Source organism: Cellulosilyticum ruminicola JCM 14822, assembly GCF_001311925.1.
GTDB lineage: Bacteria > Bacillota > Clostridia > Lachnospirales > Cellulosilyticaceae > Cellulosilyticum > Cellulosilyticum ruminicola.
In genome coordinates this window covers 37,290-63,717 of the sequence record NZ_BBCG01000001.1, presented here as the reverse complement: position 1 = coordinate 63,717, position 26,428 = coordinate 37,290, and the positions used below count along the sequence as shown (strand labels likewise).

Sequence of the window (26,428 nt, the reverse complement as noted above, 5' to 3'; positions counted from 1 at the left end):
ATTTATCCTACCCTATAAAGGAAGCTATGAAAAATCTTAATAGTTAGGTGTCGTTTCCTATGCCTATCAGGCCTTATAGGAAGATTTTTGCAATTATAGCTTCTAAATCAGGTGGTGTTGCTTTTCCATGATAGAATAACCTACACATATGTACTGCAACTGAGAAATTAGCTTTATATGTATGTTTTCTCTGTTTTTTTCAATGACTACATGCGAGGTGATCATTTCCGAAAAATTATACATTATCATATGTGCATAGATTTCCTGTTGGATGCACATCACCTTCTTTGAATGAAAGAAAACGTAATTCATAGAATTTAGCAGGTTCAGATTTCTTGTTTTTAAGTAGTAAATAATCAAACAGTTGAGTTGAAGAAATACTTCGATAATGGTTTTTGTCTTTGAAAAGTTCTTTGACTTCATTTGTTTTCTTTCTTGTAAGTTTTAATGAAATATCCATATCAAAACAGTCTATTTTGGGTAGATCTAGTCCATTTTTTATACCATTAATCCCATCGTTAACTCGAATAAGAAAGAACCATCCTTTCTCTTGAATATGAGCCATACTGTTGAAAGATTCATAACATCTATCAGCAATAACGAGAGCTTTAGGAATTGCTGATAGATCGACCATTTCTTGTAAAGCATTATGTTCATTTTTTTCTTTAGACTTTTGTATTATTACATCATGATAAATAGAATAATTTATATTATACAATGCATTTATATGCAGAAGATTATATGGTTTTCTTTCATCTTTTCCAGAATGAAATGAATTTAGATCATCAGGATTAATTGGAAGATATACATCAGACCCATCAACAGCAAGTATAGGCATATCTTCATTAAAGTTAGCCGTAAGTTTGCTTAAAAAGCCATCAAATATGTTCTTAAACGCTTCAGGCTTTATCTTTTTTCTCTGCTAAACAAACGCAGAAGAAGTTGGCGTATCTACAGATGCACCAAATAAATCTAATAATTCATTTGTAAGACTTCCACTTCCCATTCCCAATGATTCTAGGTAAAACCTTATTCATAGACAATTTTCTTGTGCGTAAAAATCACAATTTGGATTAATACAATAATCATGCGGATTATTACTTATCTTTTGAATTTTATTTAATAAAAGCTTTTTAATTTGGTTTGGTTTCATATGTATCCTCCTTGTAACTAAGTTTCCTTTAATTACAAGGGCCGCTCTCACTACCTTTATATTCAGTCAGTAGTGAGAGCGGCCACACATTTTTTAGACTTGTCAATATTTTTTTCAAAAAAATCCCTATACCATTTGATTAGTATAGAAATCTTTTTTGTCATCTTAACTTAATGACATTGGCTACTAAGTGTAGCACCTTTTATTATTTAGCATATTCTGTTGCTCTTGTTTCTCTAATAATACTTACTTTAATTTGACCTGGATATTCCATTTCATTTTCAATTTGTTTCGTTACATCTCTTGCAAGAAGTAATAAACCATTGTCATCAATTTCCTCTGGAACAACCATAATTCTCACTTCACGTCCAGCTTGAATTGCATATGATTTATCTACACCTTTAAATGATGTAGCAATCTCTTCAAGTTTTTGTAAACGTTTAATATAAGTTTCTAATGTTTCACGACGTGCACCTGGTCTAGCTGCTGAAATAGTATCTGCAGCTTGTACGATAACTGCAATAGCAGTTTCAGGATCCACATCGCCATGATGCGCCTCCACTGCATTAATAATAATAGGGTTTTCACCATATTTACGGCATAAGTTTACACCGATACTTACATGAGAACCTTCTACTTCATAGTCTACAGACTTACCAATATCATGTAATAAACCTGCACGTTTTGCAAGACGTACATCTAACCCTAATTCTCCAGCAATAAGACCAGCTAAATTAGAAACTTCGATTGAATGTCTCAAAACATTTTGACCATAGCTTGTTCTAAATCTCATTTTACCTAATAAACGAATAAGTTCTGGATGAAGTCCATGTACCCCAGTTTCAAATGTTGCTGACTCCCCTTCTTCTCGAATGAGAACTTCAACTTCTTTCTTAGCTTTTTCAACCATCTCTTCAATACGAGCTGGATGAATACGACCATCTACAATAAGTTTTTCGAGTGCTACACGTGCAATTTCTCTACGAATTGGATCAAACCCAGATAAAATAACTGCCTCTGGTGTATCATCAATAATAAGATCAATACCTGTAAGTGTTTCCAAAGTACGAATATTACGACCTTCACGACCAATAATTCGCCCTTTCATTTCATCATTAGGTAATGGTACGACCGATACTGTTGTATCTACTACATGATCTACAGCACATTTTTGAATCGCATTTGTTAAAATTTCTCTTGCCTTTTTATCAGCTTCTAATTTTGTCTTTGCTTCAACTTCTTTAAGTAAAATGGCTGAATCATGTTTAACTTCTTCTTCAACTTTTTGGAACAAATATTGTTTAGCTTCAGCTAAAGTAAGCTCTGATATTCTTTCTAACTCTTCAACTTGCTTTTGTTCAAGTAATTCAATCTCATCTTTAGTCTTATCAATTTTATCAAGTTTACGTTGCATCTGCTCTTCTTTTTGTTCTAAAGCAGTTGCTTTCTTATCTAATGTCTCTTCTTTGTGTAAAAGTCTTCTTTCAGATAGCTGAAGTTCGCTTCTTCGTTCTTTAACTTCTTGATCCAGTTCACTTTTAACACGAATTTCTTCTTCTTTTGCTTCTAAAAGCATCTCTCTCTTTTTTGTTTCCCCATTTTTTATAGCGTCCTCAATAATTTTACGTGACCTTTCTTCTGCACTACCAATTTGTGCCTCCGCTATACGTTTTCTATAAAAAATGCCACCTGAAAAGGCTATTATTACTGCTAAAATTAAAATTATAATATCAATTAAGATCTGCATCGATTTTTACCACCTCCCATTAATTATCAGTGTGCAAATTACAACATAATTGTATAACTTTTTAAAAATGCTGTCAAGCATTGTGCCATATATCCCTTATAATATCAACTTACTTTTTTAGAATTTTTTTACATAAAATAAAAGATAGGGAATTCCCTATCTTTTATCCTTATTCTTCAATGCTTGTTTCATCATCAAAGTCTTTATATTCTTCTTCATCTAAATCAAAATGACCTTCTTCACTAAGTGCTGTTACACCATAGTGTTCACGTACTTTATTTTCGATTTCCATTAATAATTCTGGATGCTCTTTGATATAAATCTTAGCGTTTTCACGCCCTTGTCCTAAACGAATATCCCCATATGAGTACCATGCACCACTCTTATTAACGATATCGATATTTGATGCAAGGTCAAGAACATCTCCTTCTTTAGAAATACCTTCACCATACATGATGTCAAATTCAGCTTGTTGGAATGGTGGTGCTACTTTATTTTTAACGACTTTTACACGTGTACGACTTCCGATAAATTCATTACTTTGTTTAAGTGTTTCAATTTTACGTACATCCATACGAACTGATGCATAGAATTTAAGAGCACGTCCACCTGTTGTTGTTTCATTACTTCCGAACATAATTCCAACTTTTTCACGAAGTTGATTGATAAATACGATTGTACATTTAGATTTATTAATAACACCTGTTAACTTTCTAAGAGCTTGTGACATCAGTCTTGCTTGAAGACCCATATGAGAATCTCCCATATCTCCTTCAATTTCTGCACGTGGTACAAGCGCTGCTACAGAGTCAACAATGATTAAATCAATCGTACCTGAACGCGCCATTATTTCTGCAATTTCTAATGCTTGTTCTCCATTGTCTGGTTGTGATATATAAAGCTCATCAATATTAACACCTAATTTTTTAGCGTAAGCTGGATCAAGCGCATGTTCTGCATCGATAAACGCTGCAATACCACCTTGTTTTTGAACTTCTGCTATCATGTGAAGTGTAACTGTTGTTTTACCTGAAGATTCTGGTCCATAGATTTCTACAACCCTACCTTTTGGAAGTCCACCTACTCCAAGGGCGATATCTAAACTTAATGAACCTGTAGGAAATGTTTGTACATTAGTATCTGTAGCTTCCCCAAGCTTCATAATAGACCCTTTACCAAATTGTTTTTGTATCTGTGAAATGGCTGCATCTAATGCCTTTTTTGATTCTTCGTTCATTTGTTTATCTCTCCTTCATCGTACATTTATACTCGATTATCTTTTAAATTAAATCTTATAGATGATTAATACTCGTTTTGTCAAATCGAACATTTGTTCTAAAAACATTATACATAACTTTACACTTAATAGCAAGTGATTTATTTTAAAAGTTTATAGAGTTCATATAATACTGTTTTTACCGTTTTTTCTCTTACTTGTGTTCTTGTGCCTTTTAAACGTAACTCATGAACATATGTTTGATCTGGTAATGCTAAACCAATATATACAAGGCCTACTGGTTTCTCTTTGCTTCCTCCTGTAGGGCCTGCTACCCCTGTTGTAGATAAACCTATATCTGCACCTGTAACACGTTTGACCCCTTCTGCCATTTCCTTAGCTGTCTCTGGACTCACTGCTCCTACACTTGCTAGTGTTTCTGCTTTAACACCGACTAACTTGGTTTTTGCCTCATTACTATAAGTCACCATACCTTGTTCGAAATAAGCTGAAATACCACTGCAATTTACTAATCTTCCAGCTAAGAGACCTCCTGTACATGATTCTACTGTTGATACGGTATAGTCATGTTTCTTTAAGCATTCTAGGACTTGTTCTTCCAGTTTATCTTCATTATAACCGATAACATATTCTCTTAAACGTGTTTCAACCTTATTTTTATGTGCCTGTGCTCTTTGCTTAGCTTCGGTCTTTGTAAATCCTTTTGCTATAATACGTACAATGACTTCATAACCACTAATATAAGGTGCTACTGTTCCCCATTCAAACTCACCTAACAAGTCTGATATTCGCTCTGCCATAATACTCTCCCCTATACCGAACAACTTCACATCAATTGTTTCATAATAAATTGTCATGAGTTTTTTAAAATATGGTATCACAAAATCATTAAACATAGGCTGCATTTCTTTTGGTGGACCAGGAAGTAATACAACTGGTGTTCCATTATATTCTAAAATGCAACCTGGTGCTGTCCCATGATTATTTGTTAATATATAAGCATCTTTAGGAAATAATGCTTGTTTTTTATTATTTTCACTCATGATACGATTAATACTTTTAAAATAAGCTTCAAGGGCTTCTTGGGCTTCTTGGTTCATTTCTAATGGCTTATTTAAATGCTCACATATAACTTCCTTTGTTAAATCATCTTTAGTAGGCCCAAGCCCCCCTGTTAATATAACCACTTCTGCACGTTTTAAAGCAATGTCCATTGCTGATTTAATCGCTTCTGGTTCATCACATATAGCTGTATGATATTTAGGCATAATACCCATTGTTTGCAACTGTTTTGCAATATATCCTGCATTCGTGTTGATTGTATTTCCCATTACAACTTCATTTCCTACTGCAATAATTTCTGCTTTCATTTCATACACCTCTCTTTGTAATATAAATTTTATTATATCACAGTTTATAATTAAACTTTTAAAAAAAGTGTTACAAAACTTTGATTACTAGTTTTGTAACACTTTGATTATTTTTCTTCTATCTGAATATGATCTGCTTTTAAAAATGCTTCACGACAATCCCAAGAGCAGAAGAAATATTCTTTTCCATCTTTAAATACGCGGTATGCGTCTCCTTTTTTAATCTCTTTATGACAAACTGGATCTATAACAATTTCTTCTGCTGGAGATTTTTCTTTTACCATTTCATCTGGCATTTGGCCTTTTTCAATAATTTTCACTTCACCATTCACAATACTAATGCCTTGGATATTGGGATTATCTTTTTGCATCTTCATTATTCTTCTTACTTTAAATAGTGCTACAAGTAAATTAAAGAAGCTAATTGCCCCTATGATTAATAGGATATCCATAATAATTTCTAAGATCATTATTTTCACCTCATTCATTTATGCTTTCTACATTATATCGTATCTATATGAATGTTTTTTAAATAAATGCACTTATTTTATAAGTATACCTCTATTTTTTTAAGATATGCCCTTTTAATAAACAAAAATGAAGAGGCAAAATTGCCTCTTCATTGATTCTATCCTTCTATATGTACTTCTTCCTCAATAACTTCTGCCTTTGCTACCGCTTCTCTTTCTGCATCCGCTGTAATATAGTGTGTAAATAGATTTTGCATTAAGAATGAACTTAAAGTCATAATAATACCTGGCGCGAATACAATTAAAAATGGTAACCTAAAGATTAAATAACCTGTAATTACAAATACAAAAGTATTTGCAAGTGTTGTTAATAAATGTTTGTGTGTAAGAACAAGAGCGGTTTTAACAAGTACTCTTGTTTTCATTTCAAATCGTGATAATAAGGCCCATAAATAGGAAAAGATATTAACAAGTTCAAATACAAAAATAATTGTCACAGGAATAATCCATTTTAAACTTGTTGCTTTTAATAAAAGTCCTTCTATTGTCATAAATGCATATAAACTTGCGCTAATGCATGCTACTAACATTACTACAGTAATAAGAAGTGATTGTTTAAAGTTTTGCTTAAAACTTTTAATAAAATCTTTTAAAACATATGTATTTTCTTTTCGAACCTTTTTCCCCATTACATAATAAAATGCTGTTGTTGATGCACCTGCTGTTATAACCGGGATACAAAATACCCACCATAAAAATGTAAGGATAATGATATCTGCCACTTCACTCATCCATACCCAAATAGGTGCATCTAGATTAAATAAACTACCCATTTTTTGCCTCCTCAATTTCATTTCCTGTCAAATTAATACTTTACCTGCAAAGTTTATTTATACTTATTATACTATAAAATACTTTATTATTCTATATTACAAACTATATGTGTTTCTTTTATAAATATTTATAAATATAACTCAACTTTCCCATCAGTAAAATTATGTTTTTTTACGATATATTTTGGCTTAAGTGAAAAAATTTAGATCTATAGATAAAAATACACCTTTGGTTTGATAAAATGCAATTACCACAAAACATTCCAAACAAAAAAGGTGTATATATACCAAAATCGCATCTGAAAAGAGTCTAGACAAATTTTTTCAACCTTTTAAATCGTTACAAATTGCTAAGCTTCTTCATCAAGCTGGTATTACCAAAAGTACTGGTATTTACTATCGTTTCTTGAGCAATAATACATTTAACTAGCGCGTTTTTTACTACTACTTGTTGCTAAAATAGTAGCTTACTTAAAAAAACTCACCGCATTTAATAAAGTTAACGTCTTTATACTTGATGATTCTATTGTGACACGTAATCGCAGTAAATCTGTTGAGCTTTTGGCTAAAGTATATGACCATGTATTCTACAGATATCAAAAAGGCTTTACTATGCTTACGCTAGGTTGGTCCGATGGATATAGCTTTTTACCTGTTGATTTTACCATGTTATCATTAAGCACAGAGTCTAACTGCTTAATAAAAGTTTCAACTACTATTGATAAAAAAACAACTGGTTATAAAAGGCGAAAAGAAACTATTTTAAAGAAACCAGATATAGCTATTAAACTGATTCAAAATGCAGTAACACAAGGTATTTCTGCTCAATACATATTAATGGACACTTAGTTTACTAATGAAGCTATAATCAAAGATATATTGAATGAAGTTCTTAACGTTATAGGAATGGTAAAGCAACTCAAACAAAAATATCTTTTATAAAGATCATAAATGTACACTAATAATATATTTCATTCTTTTAACTTGTACAAACTTATTCAAATTATCTTTAATTAATAAATTTTAATAAATATTTTTACATAAGTATTGAATTTAATTTACTTTTGTGTATAATCATACATAAATACAAATAAATATTAGACACTCACAAGGGGGATTTGAAAATGAAAGAAAAAGTTGTATTAGCATATTCAGGTGGTCTTGATACTTCTGTTATCATTCCATGGCTCAAAGAAAACTATGACTATGATGTTATTGCTGTATGTATAAATGTTGGCCAAGATGCAGAATTAGTTGGTCTTGAAGAACGTGCACTTTCAATGGGTGTTAGCAAAGTTTATGTTGAAAACGTAAAAGATGAATTCATGAAAGAATATGTATTCCCAATGATTCAATCTGGTGCTGTATATGAATCTAAATACTACTTAGGTACATCTATTGCACGTGCTGTTATCGCTAAAACATTGGTACGTATTGCTCTTAAAGAAGGCGCTAGCGCCATCTGCCACGGTTGTACAGGTAAAGGAAATGACCAAATCCGTTTCGAACTTGGTATCGCTGCACTTGCTCCTCATCTTAAAGTTATCGCTCCATGGCGTATTTGGGATATCTCATCTCGTGAACAAGAAATCGCTTACCTTGAAGAACGTGGTCTTCCAGTACCAATGAAAAAAGAAGATAGCTACAGCCGTGACCGTAATATGTGGCACATTTCTCACGAAGGTCTTGAACTTGAAGATCCAAGTAATGCACCAAACTATAACTCACTTCTTAAACTTGGTGTATCTCCAGAAAAAGCTCCAGATGTGGCTACTACCATTACACTTACATTTAAAGAAGGTGTGCCAACTCACTTAGACGGCGCCCCTATGGACCCTTCTTCACTTCTCGAAAAGCTTAATGAACTTGGTGGTGCAAATGGTATTGGTATCGAAGATATCGTTGAAAATCGTGTTGTAGGTATGAAATCTCGTGGTGTTTATGAAACTCCAGGTGGTGTAATCCTTTACAAAGCTCATGAAGAACTTGAACACCTTACACTTGACCGTGAAACATACCGTTACAAACAAGAAATCGCATTAGAATTTGCTGATATCATTTACAATGGCAAATGGTTCACACCTCTTCGTGAAGCACTTCAAGCATTTGTAACAAGTACACAAAAAGTTGTAACTGGTGAAGTTAAATTAAAACTTTACAAAGGTAATATCATTCCTCAAGGTGCAACTTCTCCATACTCACTTTACAGTGAAGATTTAGCAAGTTTCACAACTGGTGACCTTTATGATCACAAAGATGCAAGTGGATTCATCACACTTTACGGTTTACCACTTCGTGTACGTGCTTTAAAACAAGAACAAGCAAAACAAAATAATAACTAAGATTTTTAGGAGGCTTTTATGAAACTTTGGGGAGGCCGCTTTGCAAAAGAAACAGATGCGTTAACAGATCACTTTAACTCTTCTATCTCTTTTGATCAAAGGCTTTATAAACATGATATATTAGGAAGCATTGCCCATGTGGCAATGCTTGGTAAACAAAATATTATAAGTCTTGAAGAAAGTAATGCAATTCAAGCGGGACTTTCTGACTTACTTTCTGATATTGAAGCAGGTCATGTTTCTTTTGATGAAAAAATGGAAGATATTCATATGAATATTGAATCACTCCTTATTTCACGTATTGGGGATGTCGCAAAGAAAATGCATACTGGACGTAGTCGTAATGACCAAGTAGCATTAGACGTAAGACTTTATACCCTTGATGAAATTAAAACATTAAAAGAAATGCTCTTTACACTCATGAAAGCTGTAACAGATATTGCTAGTCTTCATACAGAAACAATCATGCCAGGTTACACACATCTTCAACGTGCACAGCCTATTACATTCGCACATCATTTAATGGCATACTTTGAGATGTTTAAAAGAGATTATAAACGTTTGGATTTTGCCTATGAAAACACAAATTATTTACCACTCGGAAGCGGGGCACTTGCAACAACAACATATCCTTTAAATCGTGATGATGTAGTAAATGCACTTCACTTCAATGGTATTTGTGAAAATAGTATTGATGGTGTATCTGATCGTGACTTTGTCTTAGATTTACTTTATACTCTTTCTACACTTATGATGCATCTTAGCCGTCTTAGTGAAGAAATCATTCTTTGGAGCAGTCATGAGTTCCACTTTGTAGATCTTGATGACGCTTATAGCACAGGTAGCTCCATCATGCCTCAAAAGAAAAACCCAGATATTGCTGAACTTGTACGTGGTAAAACTGGGCGCGTTTACGGCAATCTTATGGGACTTCTTACAACTATGAAAGGGTTACCTCTTGCTTATAACAAAGATATGCAAGAAGATAAAGAACGTCTCTTCGATAGCATTGATACATTAAAAATGTGTTTACCAATCTTTACGCAAATGCTTTTAACAATGAATGTTTGCAAAGAAAATATGTATAATGCTGCTTCTGGTGGTTTTACAAATGCCACTGATGCTGCTGATTACCTTGTTAAAAAAGGTCTTGCTTTTAGGGATGCCCATGAAGTTATCGGAAAACTTGTACTTCATTGTGTTACAAATCATACTTCTCTAGAAGCACTACCTTTAGAAACTTACAAAAGTATTCATCCTATTTTCGAAGAAGATGTCTATGAAGCCATTTCACTTAAAACTTGTGTAAGTGGTCGTAAAGTGAAAGGTGGTCCTAGTCCTGAAGCTGTGAATATGCATCTTGAAAAAGCAAAAGCATATCTTAATGCAATAGCATAATAAAATAGAGCAAGTTTAATACTTGCTCTATTTTTATATTTCTCCCTTTTTAAGCCCTATAATTGTATTCCTTAAATCAAAATAATTTAAAATCTCATCTAAATAAAACTCCATCACACGAACAAACTTGCTTATTTTATCTCTATTAAGAGGCCTTTCGTATTGCCACTTGGCATAACTAAATAGAGCATCTTCTTTATCCTTATAACTATAAAATGAATCAATAAAACAAATAAGTTCTATTTCTAAACAAGATTTACCGTACTCTAAACTTGCAGCCACCTCTTCAAATGTCTCTAGAGTTAAATCTAGAAGTCCTCTGACATAATTTCTAATGGCCTTTTCATGAATGGCTATTTTAATATCAGGATACAAATAATATAACGTATTTCTTTCTAGTGTATCTAAGTAAATAATCGCATATTTTAAATCAAATCCATAGTGTGTTATATAAGTATAAAATTCAAGTGCATTTCCAGCCTTAAAGCTTGTTTCATACTGCCACTTATAACCTATCTTTTTGTAAATCTCAAATTCAGCTATAGGTTCTTTAAGCATATTAACTTGATTTAATAAATACATATCTTTTCCTTTTTTATTTCAAGTATTACCACTTTTTAATATTTCAAACATCTTCACAAATAAAATGCCAGCTTTAATAATTAAAGCTGGTATTTTATTTATTTTATGCTTCTGTAGTTACTTCTGCTTTTTTAGCTCTTGTTGTCTTTGTCTTGGCAACCTTTTCTTTAGTTGTCGTAGTCTTTTTACGTGTAGTCGTTTTCTTAGCAGCTACTTTAACTTCTTCTTTGTTATCTGTATCCGCTGCTACTTCTTTTTTACGACTTGCTTTACGTTCAGCCACTTTTTTAGTCGTAGTTTTTTTCGCTTTTGTTGTCTTAGTTTCTTTTGCCGTGGCTTCTTTTACTTCTGCTACTGCATCTATGATTTCTGCATCAGCCTTTTTAGTTATGGTCTTTTTACGTGTAGTTGTTTTCTTTTCCTCAGATGATTTTGTAGCAAGCTTTTTAATTTCAAAGACAAGCACACTAAGTGGTGGAATATTCACTTCAATACTTTGTGCTTTACCATGCCATGGTTTATCCTCTGCAATTAACTTACCCTCATTTAATCGACCTTCACCACCAAATTCGCAGCTATCACTATTTAAGATCTCACGATATTCGGCTTTTTCTGGAACACCTATACGATAGCATTCCCAATTCTCTGTCATAAAGTTTACAACGACAACTAATTTATCTTCTGTTTTTTCTCCGTTACGAACGAATGATAAAATACTTTGTTCATAGTTTTCACAATCAATCCATTCAAAGTTTTCATAGCCGTTTCCCGTTTCCCATAAGGCATTGTGTGTTGTATAAAGATGATTAAGTGCCTTAACATATTGTCTAATACCTTCATGTGCAGGATAGTTTAATAAGCCCCAATCTAACTCAACTTTTTCATTCCACTCTTTAGTTTGTGCAAATTCGTCTCCCATAAAGAGCATTTTCTTACCTGGATGCATATACATGAAGCCATAAGTTGTTCTCAAGTTAGCAAACTTTTCTTCAATAGGTCCTGGCATCTTGTAAAGCATAGGACTCTTACCATGAACTACTTCATCATGAGATAATACTTGAATGAAGTTTTCACTAAATGCATACATCAAGCTAAAGGTTACTTGACTATGATGATCCCTACGCCATTTAGGTTCTGTACGCATATAACTTAAGAAGTCATTCATCCAGCCCATATTCCATTTAAAGCCAAATCCAAGTCCACCTTCGTCTGTAGAATAAGATACTTTTGGCCATGCTGTAGATTCTTCTGCAATCATCATGGCCCCTTCAAACTTACGATAAATCATACTATTAAGATGTTTTAAGAACTCAATAGCCTCTAAGTTTTCTTTACCACCATAAATATTTGGTACAAAGCTGTCTTGTCTACCATAATCAAGATATAGCATAGAAGCTACCGCATCCACGCGAAGTCCATCAATATGATAAGTTTCAAGCCATGACATTGCACTTGCTATTAAGAATAACACAACTTGTGGTTTACTATAATCAAAGATTAGTGTGCCCCAATGTGGATGATGTGCTTTACATTCATCACTACTTTCATATAAAGCTTCACCATCGAATTTCTCAAGTGCAAAAGCATCTTTTGGGAAATGAGCTGGTACCCAATCTAAAATAACCCCAATATTATTTTTATGTAATAATTCAATTAAATACTTAAAGTCTTCTGGTGTACCATAACGACTTGTTGGTGCAAAATAGCCTGTTACTTGATATCCCCAAGAGCCATCAAATGGATGTTCAATAATTCCCATCAATTCTACATGTGTATAACCCATATCTTTTACATATTCAACTAAGCTTTCAGCTACTTCACGATAATTGTAGAAAGTATCATCGAAATGTTTTTTCCAAGAACCAATATGAACTTCATAAATAGAAATTGGTTCTTTATAATGTGCGCGTTCACTACGTTTTTTCATCCATTTACTATCTTCCCATTTAAAATTATCTACATTATATAAACAAGAAGCTTGTCCTGGTCTTACTTCACAATAATTTGCATAAGGATCCGCTTTGTAAAGAATTTCACCTTTTGCCGTACGAATCTCATATTTATATAAATCAAATTCCTGAAGTCCTGGAATAAATAATTGCCATATCCCATGACTTTCCATGCAGTACATACTATGTCTACGACCATCCCAATTGTTAAACTGCCCAATAACACTTACACGTTTTGCATGAGGTGCCCACACGGCAAAACGTACGCCTTGTACACCATTGATTGTGACAAAGTGTGCGCCTAGTTTATGGTGAATTTCATAGTCACGACCTTCTCCAAAAAGATAAAGGTCATCAGATGTGATGGTAGGTTTGAATTGATAAGGGTCTACATATGTCCATTCATGCCCATTAAAGTCTCTACATGTTAGGCTATATAAAAAGTCTGATTCTACTTCCCCTATATATCCTTCAAATAATCCTTTGTCCCCTACAGCATGCATTTCAAACTTTCGATCACTATTTTTCAAATCCACCGCAACCATATAACTAACAGTTGGGCAAAAAACACGTATAATTTTTCCTGCTCCTTCTCTTGCTGTATGTAAGCCTAGTATTTCATGTGGTTTATTCAATTCCCCTAATTCTAATAATGCGATTTTTTTATTTACCATCTCATAACTATTTTCCATATGTATCTCACCTCTTTCTATATTTTAAACTATTTGAAATATTTTTTCAATAATACACACCATATTATTACATCAATTACATTTATATGCTTGTTTTATAAAGAAAAATTGTATATCCTTAATATACAGACTATGAGAGGAGCTTATAAATGAGTCAAAATACTAATCAACTTTATACTGGCATTGCCTATTCTTATATTGAATATGTCCATGCTTATTTAAAACTATTAAACAATTCACTATTCTTTTCTACACCTTATTTAGATGAGGAGACAGCACATATCCAAGATGAATTAAAAGAAATTTTCTTTTTATCTTCCTGATTTACTTACATCTAACGAAACTATTTCAAACGGAAAAGATACAAAATCTGAAAAAGAACGTGTTGCTGAAACACTTTTAACATTTAGAGATACATTAGAACAAAAGTACCGCACACTTAATGCTTATGCACGTGAATTACATCATCTTATAAGTGTAGCGCAAAATAATCCTGAATTCTCCGGAGAATATATTGACCATGAAGAGTTTTCAGATGAAGCTATTCTCCAAATGGACTTTAACCGCTTAGCAGAAGACTGTACAAACTTTGTATTTAAAGAAAAAACTGTGAAAGCTAGACAAATTAACGCTTCTAGACTTTTCCCAGCTATTCCACTTAAAATCACAAAAGCAAACTTCTTAGATTATGTTAAAAAAAGCATCCATCATATTGATATCGAAGATACTACTGATGCAGCAACTTTCTTAACTGCTATTTTAGGACAACTCTTTGACGGAAGAGACTTTGCTTTCTATGGTAAAGACTTCAAAGACCTTGTAGAATCTTTAAAAGAACTTACAGAATATGATGATCCTATTGATTTCTTTGAAGAAGCAGATTCACTCGAACAAACAATCAATACTTTATTTGATTTATTACATGCAATATACCGTATGATTTGTACACTTAGTAACCTTTTACTCTTTGAACATATCGACTTTAATACACTTGCAGAACTTCACCCAAGTTTCTTTGACTTCTATCACTGCATCAAAAAAATCTTAACTGACGCTGAAGATGCTAGCTTCTTACAAGCTTCTTTAAATGAACGTGTAGATGAAGTACAAAAAGAACTTCAAATCCAGCTTGTAAAAGTAAGTAAAGCTAAAGAAACTGACCCTATGTTCATCCTTATCCAAACTTACTTAACTATGGATATGAGCAGTTTATTTGGATTTGCCCTTAATAAAAACAAAAAATATAGTGAAGAAACAATTGCAATTCTCAATAAATTTGTAGATGAGTTAGGTGAGCACATCACTAAGCTTCCTGTAGCAGAACGTAAGCTTCGTATGCAATACTTCATGAGCAGCATTCCTTTCGTAATGCCAGAAGCTACTTTCAAATCATATGTTACAGCTGGTTTTAGTAATATTTCTAAACCACAACAAACATTACTTTCTGCCATGGCTATTCATAGCATTTTAGAACAAGGTGGTTATTTCACATCACCTGCTGATGAGGATAGTATGGTACCTGAAGATATTTACAAAGAATATATGACAGAAGAAGAAATTAATGCACTTCATGGCTTTGATTATGAAGATGTAGATTATTATATAGATGAACATGAACATGGCTGCGGATGCGGCGATCATGATTGTGACTGCAATCACTAACTCTCTATTTCGTTAAAACAATAAGAAACATCACGAGAATTTAAAACTTTTCGTGATGCTTCTTTTATTATTTTGTACTTTTTAAAGATTTTACTTGTTTTACAGCACCTTTAGCTGAATGTTTAAGTGTACTTAGCATAAATTTTACGATTTCATTGATGATAACAACTAGACTACTTGCGCCAATGACTTTCACCCACATCATCAGTTCTAGAGGTGTGGCATTAAAGAATTTATTACCATACTGTATCATGACAACCTGTAAAACACCTGTTAAAGCAATTATTTTAAGGGCTAAAGTGTTTTTAATAAAGTTAGGAAATATACTAGCTGTGCCAAATTCTCTACAGTTAAAGGCATTAAAGAGCACGCTAAAAGCAAATAAACTAAAGAGAACGGTTTGTGCCTGACTACCTACGCTTTCACTGGCAGTACTTGTACCTAAGAAATTACATTTCATTTGAAGTAATAATAACCCTGTAATAAAGCCACTATTAATTAAGATGGTACGAATCATAAATGGATTAATAATATGAGTTTCTCTAGGGGTTGGTTTTCTTTTCATAACTGTTGACCTTATTGGTTCAAGTCCTAAAGCTAAAGCTGGTGGCCCATCCATAATGATATTGATCCATAAAAGATGAATCGTTGAGAATGGCATTTCTTCACCTAATACCTGACTAATGATTGCAATTAAAAAGGCAATAATATTAACCGTTAATTGGAATTGAATAAAACGTTGGAAGTTATTGTAGATTCCTCTTCCCCATTTAATAGCTTCTACAATAGTACCGAAGCTATCATCTGTTAAAATAATATCTGCTGCATTTTTACTAACTTCTGTTCCTGCAATACCCATAGCGATTCCTACATCCGCTTTGCTAAGAGCTGGTGCATCATTAATCCCATCTCCTGTAACAGCCACGATTTCCCCATTTTTTTGAAGCGCCTGTACAATACGCATTTTCGTATCTGGTTTAGACCTAGCTACAATAGCAATCTGACCTATTTCTCTTTGAAGCTCTTTGTCTGATAAAGTATCAATATACGAAGATTCCACTGCTTTTTTACCATGCCCAATAATGCCTATCTCCTGACCTATAGCCATAGCTGTTTGAATATTATCGCCTGTAAGCATCTTCGTTTCTACGCTAGCTTCTCTGGCTACTTCTATAGCTTCTTTAACCCCTTCTCTAAGTGGATCTTTAATTCCTACAAATCCACGAAAAGCAAGCTGGCCACGCCAATCTGACTTGGTTTCTACATTCACCGTAAGTGGTACTTCTTGATCCGCAAAAGCTAGCACACGCATAGATTGACCTTGAAGTTTACTCATCAGTTCTAATATTTCTTGAATACGACTATCAGTGAGTTTTTTTGTTACCCCATTTATATATTCGTAACTACACTGTTTTAAAATGACTTCCGGTGCCCCTTTAGACAAAATATGATACCCTCCATTTTCTTTTATAATTGTGAGCATATATTTATTTTGTGAATTAAAAGGCACTTGTTTAACAACTGTTGTTTCTTCTCTTGAACGCATATAATCCACTGAACTGCCCCACATAGAAAGCAGTGCGCATTCCGTAGCGCTGCCGATATATCGCATTTCCCCTTCAATTTGCTCTAAATCTGCTGTACTATTTACAACACAGTTCTTTAAGAAACTTGAAAACTCTTCTGCCTCTTTTAATTTACAATATTTACCTTCCAAATAAATACGCGCCACACACATTTTATTTTGTGTTAAGGTACCTGTTTTATCACTACAAATCACACTAACACTACCTATAGTTTCGCAAGCTTCTTTCTTTCTAACAAGTACATTAATCTTAGCCATTTGCTTCATTGTAATAGCTAAAGTCATATTAATCATTGTAGGTAAGCCTTCTGGCACAGCAGCAACAATAAGTGCAACACAGACTACAAAGGCCGTTTTAATCTCCGGGAAACTTTGCACAAGTGGTGATAATGAATTTAAGAAAACATGGGTATTCGTAAAGTCAACTTTTAAATGGCACTCCTCCACAATCTGAATAAGCATATAGATAAATAACATACTAGCTACACCCGTAGAGATTTTAGAAATCGTTTCACTTAATTTATCCATTTTAATTTCTAGTGGTGTATCTGTTTCTTTGTCACCTAAGGCTTTAGCAATATATCCCATTTCCGTTGCATCTCCCGTGGCTGTTACAATCATTTTCGCACTGCCACACGCAATAAGTGTCCCACCAAAAAGCATATTAAACTGCTTGGCAGGAACAGGGTCTTGAACAACTTCCTCACCTTCTATATGTAAGACCTCTTGTTTAACTTTTCCTATATGCTTGCTGACATCATCTGATTCTCCCGTAAGCATATCTTCTCGCACTTTCAGTTCATTGCATTCTAAAATACGCCCATCAGCAGGAACTAAATCTCCTGCCTCTAGATATACAATATCTCCAGGTACTAACTCACTTTTATGTAATAAGTTTTTTTGTCCTTCACGTTGCACTTTGACACTTACATCTTCTGTAAGCTTATTCAGCGCTTCAGCAGCCTTCTTGGAACGACTTTCAGTTAAAATACCAATAGTAATTCCCAAAAGTACAGCAAGACAAATACCAATCGCATCATGATATTCTCCAATTAATAAACTGATTCCTGCTGCAATTAATAAAATGACGATAAGTTGTTGTGTTAAGGCATCCTTTATTTCACCTAACAGACTTTTTTCTTTTGCCTTAGAAAAACTATTAGGCCCATAGCGCTTAAGTCTCTCTTCAGCTTCTTCATGACTTAGACCACATTTGGCATTTGTGCTAAGTCCTTTTAAAACATCTTCTATTTCTTGATTATAATATTTGTTTTCCATAGTATCCTCCTATCTTCTCATGATGCCTTTGTATAAATATATACAAGCTCACAAAAAAATATGACTAATTAAAAATCTTAAATTTACCCATAAAAAAAACTGTTTAATAAGGAAATTTCTTTTCCTATTAAACAGTTTTAAAGTTTAATTGCTTTATTCTTGTAAATTTTTAAAGGCAGTTGCCATCATCAATTTAATACGGTTGAGCTGATTGACATGAGAAGCTCCTGGATCATAGTCAACAGCCGCAATATTAGCAAGTGGATAGTTACGTCTAAGTTCTTTAATCATCCCTTTACCTGTTACATGATTTGGCAGACAACCAAATGGCTGCATACATATCACATTATTAACACCGTCTTCTAAAAGGCTAATAATTTCTCCTGTTAAGAACCACCCTTCGCCCATTTGATGACCTACTGATATAACACGCTCTGCCATCTTAGCTAATGCCTCAATGCGATGAGGTGCTGAAAAACGTTTACTTTCTCTTAAGCATTTGCTCATATATTTACGCTTATATTCTAAAAATGCAATCACAAAGTTTGCAATAATTTTATCCTTAAACGACTTTTGTAATACTTCATTTTTGAATTTTTGATTATACTCACAGTAGTTAAAGAAATCTAACAAGTCTGGCATCACTGCTTCGCCGCCTTCTGCTTCGATAGTCTCTACAGCTTCATTATTTCCATAAGGATGGAACTTCACTAAAATTTCACCTACAAGCCCTACCTTCGGTTTCTTAATATCTAAAAGAGGTAACTCATCAAAATCCCTCACTATAGCTGCTATATTTTGTTTGAATACCTTTTGATTTCCAGTACGAACATTTTCTTTACATACCTCTGACCACTTCTCAAATAATCGATTACTGCTGCCTGGTACAGCTTCGTAAGGACGGGTACGATATAAGACACGCATTAATAAGTCACCATATAATACTGCCATAAGTCCTTTTTCCATAAGACTTAATGAAATCTTAAAGCCTGTATTATTTTCAAGACCGCCCGCATTTAATGAAATAACTGGTACATAGTCCATATTACTTTCCTTTAATGCTTTTCTAAGGAAACTAATGTAATTAGACGCACGACATCCTCCACCTGTTTGTGTAATCATTAAAGCCGTGCGATGTGGGTCCATACTACCACTTTTAATAGCTCTTAAAAGCTGACCTATAACAATAATAGCCGGATAACATGCATCATTATTAACGTATTTTAATCCTTCTTCCACATCTTCTTTACATACTTTGGGTAATACTTTGATATTGTAACCAGAAGTATTAAAAGCATCTTCTAAGAATTGGAAATGAATTGGTGACATCTGTGGTGCCAGAATTGTATAATTCTCTCGCATTTCCTCCGTAAACTGAGCTACAGGAATACTTGGCTTAATCTCTAAACTACGATGTAACTTCTTACGTTCCTTCATAGCTGCTTTTAAAGAACGGATACGAATTTTGATTGCCCCTAAGTTGGCTCCTTCATCAATCTTAATAAGAGTATAAATCTTACCTGCTTGTTCTAATATCTCTTCCACTTGATCAGAAGTTACTGCATCTAAGCCACATCCAAAGGAAGTAATTTGCATCAGTTCAATATCTTTTTGTGTTCTAACAAAATGAGCTGCACGATATAAACGGTTATGATATGCCCATTGATCCAATACACGAATTGGCCTTTCGATTCTGCCAAGATGGGCTACACTGTCTTCTGTAAGCACTACTAATCCTTCAGCTGTAATAAGCTGTGTCAGACCATGATTGATTTCAGGATCTAAATGATAAGGTCTACCACTTACTACAATTCCTTGTAATTTATTTTTACGTATATATTCAAGAGTTTCTTCGCCCTTCTTTGCCACATCCATTCTAAATGTGTTTAAAGCCTCATAAGCAGCCTCTGTTGCGGCTTTAATTTCATTTTTAGAAATATTAAAACTCTCTAAGGCCTTAGTCATTTGTGAAATAATAGATTTCGGCGAATCTAAATTTAAAAACGGATGAATAAAGTTCACATTTTCACTACATAAAGCTTCAATATTATTTTTAATAACTTCTGGATAAGAAGTAACAATCGGACAATTATAATGATTGTCTGCTGTGTGATCTTCAATCTTTTCATAAGGTACGCATGGATAAAAAATAGTCTTCACGCCTTTTTCAATTAAATCCATAATATGTCCATGGGTTAATTTTCCTGGATAACATACCGATTCTGAAGGAATAGTCGTAATACCTTTTTCATATATTTTTTTATTTGATCTAGTTGAAAGCTCGATTCTAAACCCAAGTGTTTTAAAGAAAGCATGCCAAAATGGATAATCCTCATACATATTTAGTACGCGAGGAATACCAATGCTGCCGCGTTTACTTTCTGCCTCACTTAAAACTTCACGTTCAAATAATAGATTATATTTATATTCAAATAAATTCGGTAATGCATTTTTAGCAGCACTGCCGCCTAATGGCTTTTCGCAGCGATTACCATAAATAAAACGTCTCCCATCACTTAGTTTATTCACTGTTAAGAGACATCTATTTTCGCAGCCTTTACAACGTGTAGGTGTCTTCTGAATTTGTAAATCTAAAAGCTCTTCTTTTGTAAGCATTTCACTTATTTCTTCGTCGTCACTTTCTTCCCTAGCAAGCAAAGCTGCCCCATAAGCACCCATAAGTCCCGCCTGATCCGGTCTAATGACCTCTTTCCCCAAAATGAGTTCCATGGCACGTAGTACTGCTTCATTATAGAAAGTCCCACCTTGTACGACGATATCTCCTTTAATACTGTCTGCGTTTCTTAATTTAATAACCTTATAAAGGGCATTTTTAATAACTGAATAAGAAAGCCCTGCCGAAATATCTCCAATAGATGTACCTTCCTTTTGAGCTTCCTTTACCTTAGAATTCATAAACACGGTACAACGACTTCCTAAATCTACTGGAGTAGGGGCAAGTAATGCTTTTTCACCAAAGCTTTTTGCGTCCATGCCAAGTGAGCCGCTTAACATTTCAATAAATGAACCGCAGCCAGATGAACATGCCTCATTTAAGATAACAGATTGCACAACACCTGATTTAATGGTAATACATTTCATATCCTGTCCACCAATATCTAAAATAAAGCCAACCTTTGGTGCAAAAGCTTTAGCTGCTGTATAGTGGGCAATGGTCTCTACTTCACCTTTATCAATTTTAAACGTATTTTTCATAAGCGCTTCACCATAACCTGTGACGCATCCTTTTTGTATATAACTCCGTCTGGCAAAATATCATAAATCTCTATGAGCTTTTTAGAAACTAAAGCTAATGGATCACCTTGATTACTTCCATAGAAGGTATATAAAAGTTCTCCATCTTTTCCTATTAAAGCTAACTTACTTGTTGTAGAACCCGCATCGATTCCTAAAAATACACCGCCTTTATAAGCTTTTAAATCACCTATTGGCACCTGATGTGCATCATGTCTTTTTCTAAAGAACTTAATTTCGGTTTCATTTTTAAATAAAGGCTGTAAATCATTATTGGTATGAAAATCATCTTTTAATCTATGTAATCTTTGACTTAAGCACTCCAAGTTAATTGCTTTTTCTTTTTTAGAAAGTATAGCTGCACCTAAAGCTACGAATAATTCTGGTTTTTCTGGTACAACCACATTATCATCCGTAAGCTTCAATGTCTCAATAAATCGCTTACGTAACTCTGATAAAAAGTGAAGCGGCCCTCCTAAAAAGGCTACTTTTCCTTTGATTTGCTTACCACAAGCTAATACACTAATTGTTTGATTTACAACAGCTTGGAAAATAGACGTTGCAATATCTTCTTTGGCTACGCCTTCATTAATTAAAGGCTGTACATCTGTCTTAGCAAATACACCACATCTTGCAGCAATAGGATAAATCTGCTTATAAGATTTGGCCATTTCATTAAGTCCCATAGCATCTGTCTGTAATAAAGTTGCCATCTGATCAATAAAGGCACCTGTACCTCCTGCGCAGCTACTATTCATACGTTGCTCAAGAGAAGATTCAAAGTAAGTAATCTTACCATCTTCTCCTCCTAGCTCTATAGCTACATCCACATCTTGTATATAATTTTGTACAGCCTCTGTACAGGCAATAACTTCCTGAACAAATGTAAGCCCTAAATGTTTTGCTATTTCCATAGCCCCAGAACCTGTAATGGCTACTTTTACCTTCACATCACCTAAAGTAATAAAACTTTCCTTCAACAGACGTTCTAATGTTGTCTTTATATCAGAAAAATGGCGTTCATATCTTGAATAAACTATCTCACCTTGTTCATCTAAATAAGCTAATTTAATAGTTGTAGAACCTACATCGATTCCTAAATTTAATAATCTACTCATAATTTAACTCCTTATATGTCTATTTTCATCATTATGAATACGGACACGAATTACTGTTTTCAATCATTTTAATTTGATATTAAAAATCATTTAAATTATAACACATTTTACGCATTTTTTCCTTCTATATTAATTATTATTATAAATTTAATGTTTATTTTTAACATTTAATCTATTTATTACATAAAAAAGAGTTGCTATGAATTTCATTTCGCAAGCAACTCTAATTATATATAGTTTTTATTTCCAACCTTCTAATGTCGGAAAGAAGCTTTCTATTTATTTTCTAGCAGCCTCAAGCGTTAATCCTAGTCTCTCTTTTACCATGATTGCCACACAAAAATCAATCATTTGTATCATTGTCATATCCCCTGTAAATTTACCATCTTTAAAGTAGTATTTATAATATTTTCTATTAAGGCTTCCATCCTCATTATGATCACACACACTTGCCTCTAAAAGCATTCCACAACTTTGACAAAATTCTTCCATAACTATTTTCATCCTGTTTGTACATACCATCTCATTTAAAATACTATAATTTATAAATATATAACTGTTATAGATGTTATGAATTTGTTTTTACAATGATTATTATAGTCTTCAAAACCTGTCAACTAGCTGTCATATTTAGTATAGTACCTTAACATCTTTTTTAAACTATTATTTAAAATTTTCATATTTCTTAGATTTTATAATTTCTAAATAGAGAGCAAAAGATAATAGATGATTATAAAGCCACTCATCTTTAGGATAACTTATATGTATTTTAAAGCTACCATTTTCTAACTTTTAATTTGGCGCTCCTCAAATTCCTCATAAACACGATAATCAAACTTACTTTCTATTTATAAAATAATCTCTTCAGTATGCATCTGAGTTGCTTCATTAAAAAAAGGTTCATTTAAACATTCTTCTAAGCTTTTTTCAAAATGCTCAGCCAACACTCTTGCCGTTATACTCTCTTTTTTCCTGTAATTAATAAATAATCTCAAATAATCTATTGATTTTCATCTGTCCCCTACCTTGTTTATAAAAAACCATGCCCTCATATCATTTCAGGCATGGCTTAAATGTCAATTTATAAGTTTTAATTTAAAACAAACTATTTGCTTAAGTGTGCAATACGTTCTACAACACTTGCAAGCATTGTTTCGTATTTTTCTTTTTTAGCTTTTTCTTCTTCAAGAAGTTTAGCTGGTGCTTTTGTTACGAATCCTTCGTTAGAAAGTTTTTTGTTAACACGTTCTACTTCACTTTCAAGTTTAGCTTTTTCTTTTGCTAAACGTTCAAGTTCTTTTTCGATATCTACAAGTTCAGCAAATGGAATATATACTGTAGCATTTGGAATGACTACTGATACAGCATCGCTATCGATACCTGCATTATCTTTTTGGATGACTACTTCGGAAGCATATCCAAGTACAGCAAAGAATACTTTACCATTTTCAAAAGTACTTGCTACTTTTTCATCTTCTGTTATAACGAATACTTTAGCTTTTCTTGATGGTGGTACATTCATTTCGCTACGTAAGTTACGAATATTGCGTACTGCTTCTTTGATTAAGCTGATTTCTTCTTCTTCAGCTTTGAAGTTCCATTCTTCTTTGAATGTTGGCCAAGATGAAAGCATGATTGTTTCTTCTTGATCTTGAAGTCCGCAGAAGATTTCTTCTGTGATGAATGGCATATATGGGTGAAGTATTTTAAGAATGTTTGTCATTACTGTTTTAAGTGTCCAAAGAGCAGCTGTTCTTGTGCTATCTTCTTTGTTGTAAAGACGTGGTTTAACCATTTCGATATACCAGTCACAGAATTCTTCCCAAGCAAAGTCATAAAGTTTTTGAACAGCAATACCAAGTTCATATTTATCCATGTTTTCTGTCACATCAGCTGCTAATGTATTTACTTTTGAAATAATCCATTTATCTGCTGGTGTAAGATCATTTATATCTACTGTTAAGTTAATATCTTCACCTTCAAAGTTCATCATAATGAAACGTGTTGCATTCCATAATTTGTTACCGAAGTTACGGTTAGCTTCTACTCTTTCATAGTAGAAACGCATGTCGTTACCAGGTGCATTACCTGTTACAAGTGTAAGTCTAAGGGCATCAGCACCGTATTTTTTAATAACTTCAAGTGGATCGACACCATTTCCAAGAGATTTACTCATTTTACGTCCATCAGCTGCACGTACGAGCCCATGGAATAATACATCTTTAAATGGTACTTCGCCCATTTGCTCAATACCGGAGAATACCATACGGATTACCCAGAAGAATAAAATATCATATCCTGTTACAAGAACGCTTGTTGGATAGAAGTGTTTAAGTTCTTCTGTGTTGTTTGGCCAACCAAGTGTTGAAAATGGCCATAATGCAGAACTGAACCATGTATCTAATGTATCTTCATCTTGAACGAATTTACTGTTGTTACATTTTGGACATGTGTGTGGCATTTCTTTTGAAATTACGATTTCACCACACTCCTCACAGTAATAAGCTGGGATTCTGTGTCCCCACCATAATTGACGAGAAATACACCAGTCACGGATGTTTTCAAGCCAATGGTAGTATGTTTTTTCAAGACGTTTTGGTACTAAGTTAATTTTACCTTCTTTAACAGCTTCAATAGCTGGTTTTGCCATTTCTTCCATTTTAACGAACCATTGTGCTTTAATCATTGGTTCGATAACAGCTTTACATCTATCATGTGTACCAACATTGTGTGAGTGTGGTTCAACTTTTACAAGGAATCCTGCTGCATCTAAATCTGCTACAAGAGCTTTTCTTACTTCATAGCGATCCATACCTGCATATTTACCACAAAGCTCATTCATTGTACCATCATCGTTCATTACACAGATTTCTGGTAAGTTGTGACGTTTACCAACTTCAAAGTCGTTAGGGTCATGAGCTGGTGTAATTTTAACAACACCTGTTCCGAATTCTTTATCTACATAGTTATCAGCTACTACTGGAATTTCGCGGTCCATAAGTGGAATGCGAACCATTTTACCTACAAGGTGAGCATAACGTTCATCTTCTGGGTTAACAGCGATTGCAGTATCCCCAATCATTGTTTCCGGACGAGTTGTTGCAAGTTGAACGAATTCGTCTGTTCCAACTACTGGGTAACGAAGGTGCCAGAAATGACCTTCTTTTTCTTCGTGTTCTACCTCAGCATCTGAAATAGATGTTTGACATACTGGACACCAGTTAATGATTCTTGATCCCCTGTAGATGTATCCTTTTTCATAAAGACGAATGAATACTTCTTGAACAGCTTCTGAACATCCCTCATCCATTGTGAAACGCTCTCTATCCCAGTCACAAGATGAACCAAGTTTTTTAAGTTGTTCTACGATACGTCCACCGTATTGTTCTTTCCAATCCCATACATGTTCAAGGAATTTTTCTCTACCGAGTTCTTCTTTTGTAAGACCTTCAGCAGCAATTTTTTCTACTACTTTAACTTCTGTTGCAATACTTGCATGATCTGTACCTGGAATCCAAAGTGTATTGTAACCTTGCATACGTTTATAACGTGTTAAAATATCTTGAAGTGTATTATCAAGCGCATGTCCCATGTGGAGTTGACCTGTAATATTTGGTGGTGGCATTACGATTGTAAATGGTTTTTTATCTTTTTCTACTTCAGCATGGAAATAACCTTTTTCCATCCAGTTTTTATAAAGTCTTTCTTCTACTTGACTAGGATCATAAACTTTTTCTAATTCTTTCACTGACTTTTC

The 26,428-nt window shown here is 33.7% G+C and carries 16 protein-coding genes and 1 pseudogene; 5 read left to right on the top strand and 12 right to left on the bottom strand.

The window, feature by feature from the left end; translation table 11 throughout:
- Window positions 1-235: 235 nt before the first annotated feature.
- The 6 genes from JCM14822_RS21365 to JCM14822_RS00255 all read right to left on the bottom strand — a co-directional run bounded on the left by JCM14822_RS21365 (window position 236) and on the right by JCM14822_RS00255 (window position 6,810).
- Entirely contained in the window at window positions 236-838 is a 603-nt protein-coding gene (locus JCM14822_RS21365; protein WP_242861351.1) for a transposase, read from the bottom strand.
- A gap of 520 nt (window positions 839-1,358) precedes the next feature.
- The gene (rny, locus tag JCM14822_RS00275) at window positions 1,359-2,900 is read right to left on the bottom strand and encodes a ribonuclease Y (protein ID WP_054738592.1); all 1,542 of its coding nucleotides are present in this window, start codon (window positions 2,898-2,900) and stop codon (window positions 1,359-1,361) included.
- Window positions 2,901-3,069: 169 nt separating this feature from the next.
- Window positions 3,070-4,137: a recombinase RecA gene (gene recA, locus JCM14822_RS00270; RefSeq protein WP_054738591.1), complete on the bottom strand. Its 1,068-nt coding sequence runs from the start codon at window positions 4,135-4,137 to the stop codon at window positions 3,070-3,072.
- 140 nt (window positions 4,138-4,277) lie between these two features.
- A complete protein-coding gene (locus tag JCM14822_RS00265) occupies window positions 4,278-5,507 on the bottom strand; it encodes a competence/damage-inducible protein A (protein WP_054738588.1) in 1,230 nt (409 codons plus the stop codon).
- A gap of 107 nt (window positions 5,508-5,614) precedes the next feature.
- Window positions 5,615-5,977 carry a YHS domain-containing protein gene (locus JCM14822_RS00260; RefSeq protein ID WP_054738586.1) on the bottom strand — a complete coding sequence of 121 codons (363 nt, stop codon included), beginning with the start codon at window positions 5,975-5,977 and terminating at the stop codon, window positions 5,615-5,617.
- Between the two features lie 158 nt (window positions 5,978-6,135).
- Window positions 6,136-6,810, bottom strand: coding sequence for a YesL family protein (locus JCM14822_RS00255; RefSeq protein WP_054738584.1), 675 nt, complete (start codon window positions 6,808-6,810; stop codon window positions 6,136-6,138).
- A gap of 459 nt (window positions 6,811-7,269) precedes the next feature.
- On the opposite strand from JCM14822_RS00255, the gene JCM14822_RS18880 reads away from it, so the two are divergent.
- From JCM14822_RS18880 to argH, 3 genes are all read left to right on the top strand, one after another.
- Window positions 7,270-7,659, top strand: a complete 390-nt coding sequence (locus JCM14822_RS18880) for a transposase (RefSeq protein ID WP_083461181.1) — start codon at window positions 7,270-7,272, stop codon at window positions 7,657-7,659.
- Window positions 7,660-7,934: 275 nt separating this feature from the next.
- A complete protein-coding gene (locus tag JCM14822_RS00245; protein ID WP_054738580.1) occupies window positions 7,935-9,152 on the top strand; it encodes an argininosuccinate synthase in 1,218 nt (405 codons plus the stop codon).
- Between the two features lie 18 nt (window positions 9,153-9,170).
- Complete coding sequence (gene argH / locus JCM14822_RS00240; protein WP_054738578.1) at window positions 9,171-10,550, top strand: argininosuccinate lyase; 1,380 nt, start codon at window positions 9,171-9,173, stop codon at window positions 10,548-10,550.
- Window positions 10,551-10,583: 33 nt separating this feature from the next.
- Here argH and JCM14822_RS00235 read toward each other — a convergent pair whose 3' ends face one another.
- Together JCM14822_RS00235 and glgB are read right to left on the bottom strand one after the other, a co-directional pair.
- A complete protein-coding gene (locus tag JCM14822_RS00235) occupies window positions 10,584-11,132 on the bottom strand; it encodes a hypothetical protein (RefSeq protein ID WP_054738575.1) in 549 nt (182 codons plus the stop codon).
- Window positions 11,133-11,235: 103 nt separating this feature from the next.
- Window positions 11,236-13,773: a 1,4-alpha-glucan branching protein GlgB gene (gene glgB / locus JCM14822_RS00230; RefSeq protein WP_054738573.1), complete on the bottom strand. Its 2,538-nt coding sequence runs from the start codon at window positions 13,771-13,773 to the stop codon at window positions 11,236-11,238.
- A gap of 149 nt (window positions 13,774-13,922) precedes the next feature.
- On the opposite strand from glgB, the gene JCM14822_RS19830 reads away from it, so the two are divergent.
- Together JCM14822_RS19830 and JCM14822_RS00225 are read left to right on the top strand one after the other, a co-directional pair.
- Entirely contained in the window at window positions 13,923-14,096 is a 174-nt protein-coding gene (locus tag JCM14822_RS19830) for a hypothetical protein (RefSeq protein WP_157047561.1), read from the top strand.
- A gap of 229 nt (window positions 14,097-14,325) precedes the next feature.
- On the top strand, window positions 14,326-15,435 hold the full coding sequence (locus tag JCM14822_RS00225) for a hypothetical protein (protein WP_054738571.1): 1,110 nt from the start codon (window positions 14,326-14,328) through the stop codon (window positions 15,433-15,435).
- A gap of 67 nt (window positions 15,436-15,502) precedes the next feature.
- On the opposite strand, the gene JCM14822_RS00220 is transcribed toward JCM14822_RS00225, so the two are convergent.
- The 4 genes and pseudogenes from JCM14822_RS00220 to JCM14822_RS00205 all read right to left on the bottom strand — a co-directional run bounded on the left by JCM14822_RS00220 (window position 15,503) and on the right by JCM14822_RS00205 (window position 26,419).
- Complete coding sequence (locus JCM14822_RS00220; protein ID WP_054738569.1) at window positions 15,503-18,298, bottom strand: calcium-translocating P-type ATPase, PMCA-type; 2,796 nt, start codon at window positions 18,296-18,298, stop codon at window positions 15,503-15,505.
- A 153-nt stretch (window positions 18,299-18,451) separates the two neighbouring features.
- Window positions 18,452-22,671: pseudogene (locus JCM14822_RS00215) on the bottom strand (acyl-CoA dehydratase activase-related protein).
- Window positions 22,672-22,950: 279 nt separating this feature from the next.
- Window positions 22,951-23,163 carry a zinc ribbon domain-containing protein gene (locus JCM14822_RS00210; protein WP_054738567.1) on the bottom strand — a complete coding sequence of 71 codons (213 nt, stop codon included), beginning with the start codon at window positions 23,161-23,163 and terminating at the stop codon, window positions 22,951-22,953.
- A 613-nt stretch (window positions 23,164-23,776) separates the two neighbouring features.
- A complete protein-coding gene (locus JCM14822_RS00205) occupies window positions 23,777-26,419 on the bottom strand; it encodes a valine--tRNA ligase (RefSeq protein ID WP_054738565.1) in 2,643 nt (880 codons plus the stop codon).
- Between the last annotated feature and the right edge of the window lie 9 nt (window positions 26,420-26,428).

Bases quoted from the DNA above. Each gene is read 5' to 3' on its own strand.
- JCM14822_RS21365 (WP_242861351.1), bottom strand. From the start codon at position 838: ATGCCTATACTTGCTGTTGATGGGTCTGATGTATATCTTCCAATTAAT.
- rny (WP_054738592.1), bottom strand. From the start codon at position 2,900: ATGCAGATCTTAATTGATATTATAATTTTAATTTTAGCAGTAATAATA.
- recA (WP_054738591.1), bottom strand. From the start codon at position 4,137: ATGAACGAAGAATCAAAAAAGGCATTAGATGCAGCCATTTCACAGATA.
- JCM14822_RS00265 (WP_054738588.1), bottom strand. From the start codon at position 5,507: ATGAAAGCAGAAATTATTGCAGTAGGAAATGAAGTTGTAATGGGAAAT.
- JCM14822_RS00260 (WP_054738586.1), bottom strand. From the start codon at position 5,977: ATGATCTTAGAAATTATTATGGATATCCTATTAATCATAGGGGCAATT.
- JCM14822_RS00255 (WP_054738584.1), bottom strand. From the start codon at position 6,810: ATGGGTAGTTTATTTAATCTAGATGCACCTATTTGGGTATGGATGAGT.
- JCM14822_RS00245 (WP_054738580.1), top strand. From the start codon at position 7,935: ATGAAAGAAAAAGTTGTATTAGCATATTCAGGTGGTCTTGATACTTCT.
- argH (WP_054738578.1), top strand. From the start codon at position 9,171: ATGAAACTTTGGGGAGGCCGCTTTGCAAAAGAAACAGATGCGTTAACA.
- JCM14822_RS00235 (WP_054738575.1), bottom strand. From the start codon at position 11,132: ATGTATTTATTAAATCAAGTTAATATGCTTAAAGAACCTATAGCTGAA.
- glgB (WP_054738573.1), bottom strand. From the start codon at position 13,773: ATGGAAAATAGTTATGAGATGGTAAATAAAAAAATCGCATTATTAGAA.
- JCM14822_RS19830 (WP_157047561.1), top strand. From the start codon at position 13,923: ATGAGTCAAAATACTAATCAACTTTATACTGGCATTGCCTATTCTTAT.
- JCM14822_RS00225 (WP_054738571.1), top strand. From the start codon at position 14,326: ATGGACTTTAACCGCTTAGCAGAAGACTGTACAAACTTTGTATTTAAA.
- JCM14822_RS00220 (WP_054738569.1), bottom strand. From the start codon at position 18,298: ATGGAAAACAAATATTATAATCAAGAAATAGAAGATGTTTTAAAAGGA.
- JCM14822_RS00210 (WP_054738567.1), bottom strand. From the start codon at position 23,163: ATGGAAGAATTTTGTCAAAGTTGTGGAATGCTTTTAGAGGCAAGTGTG.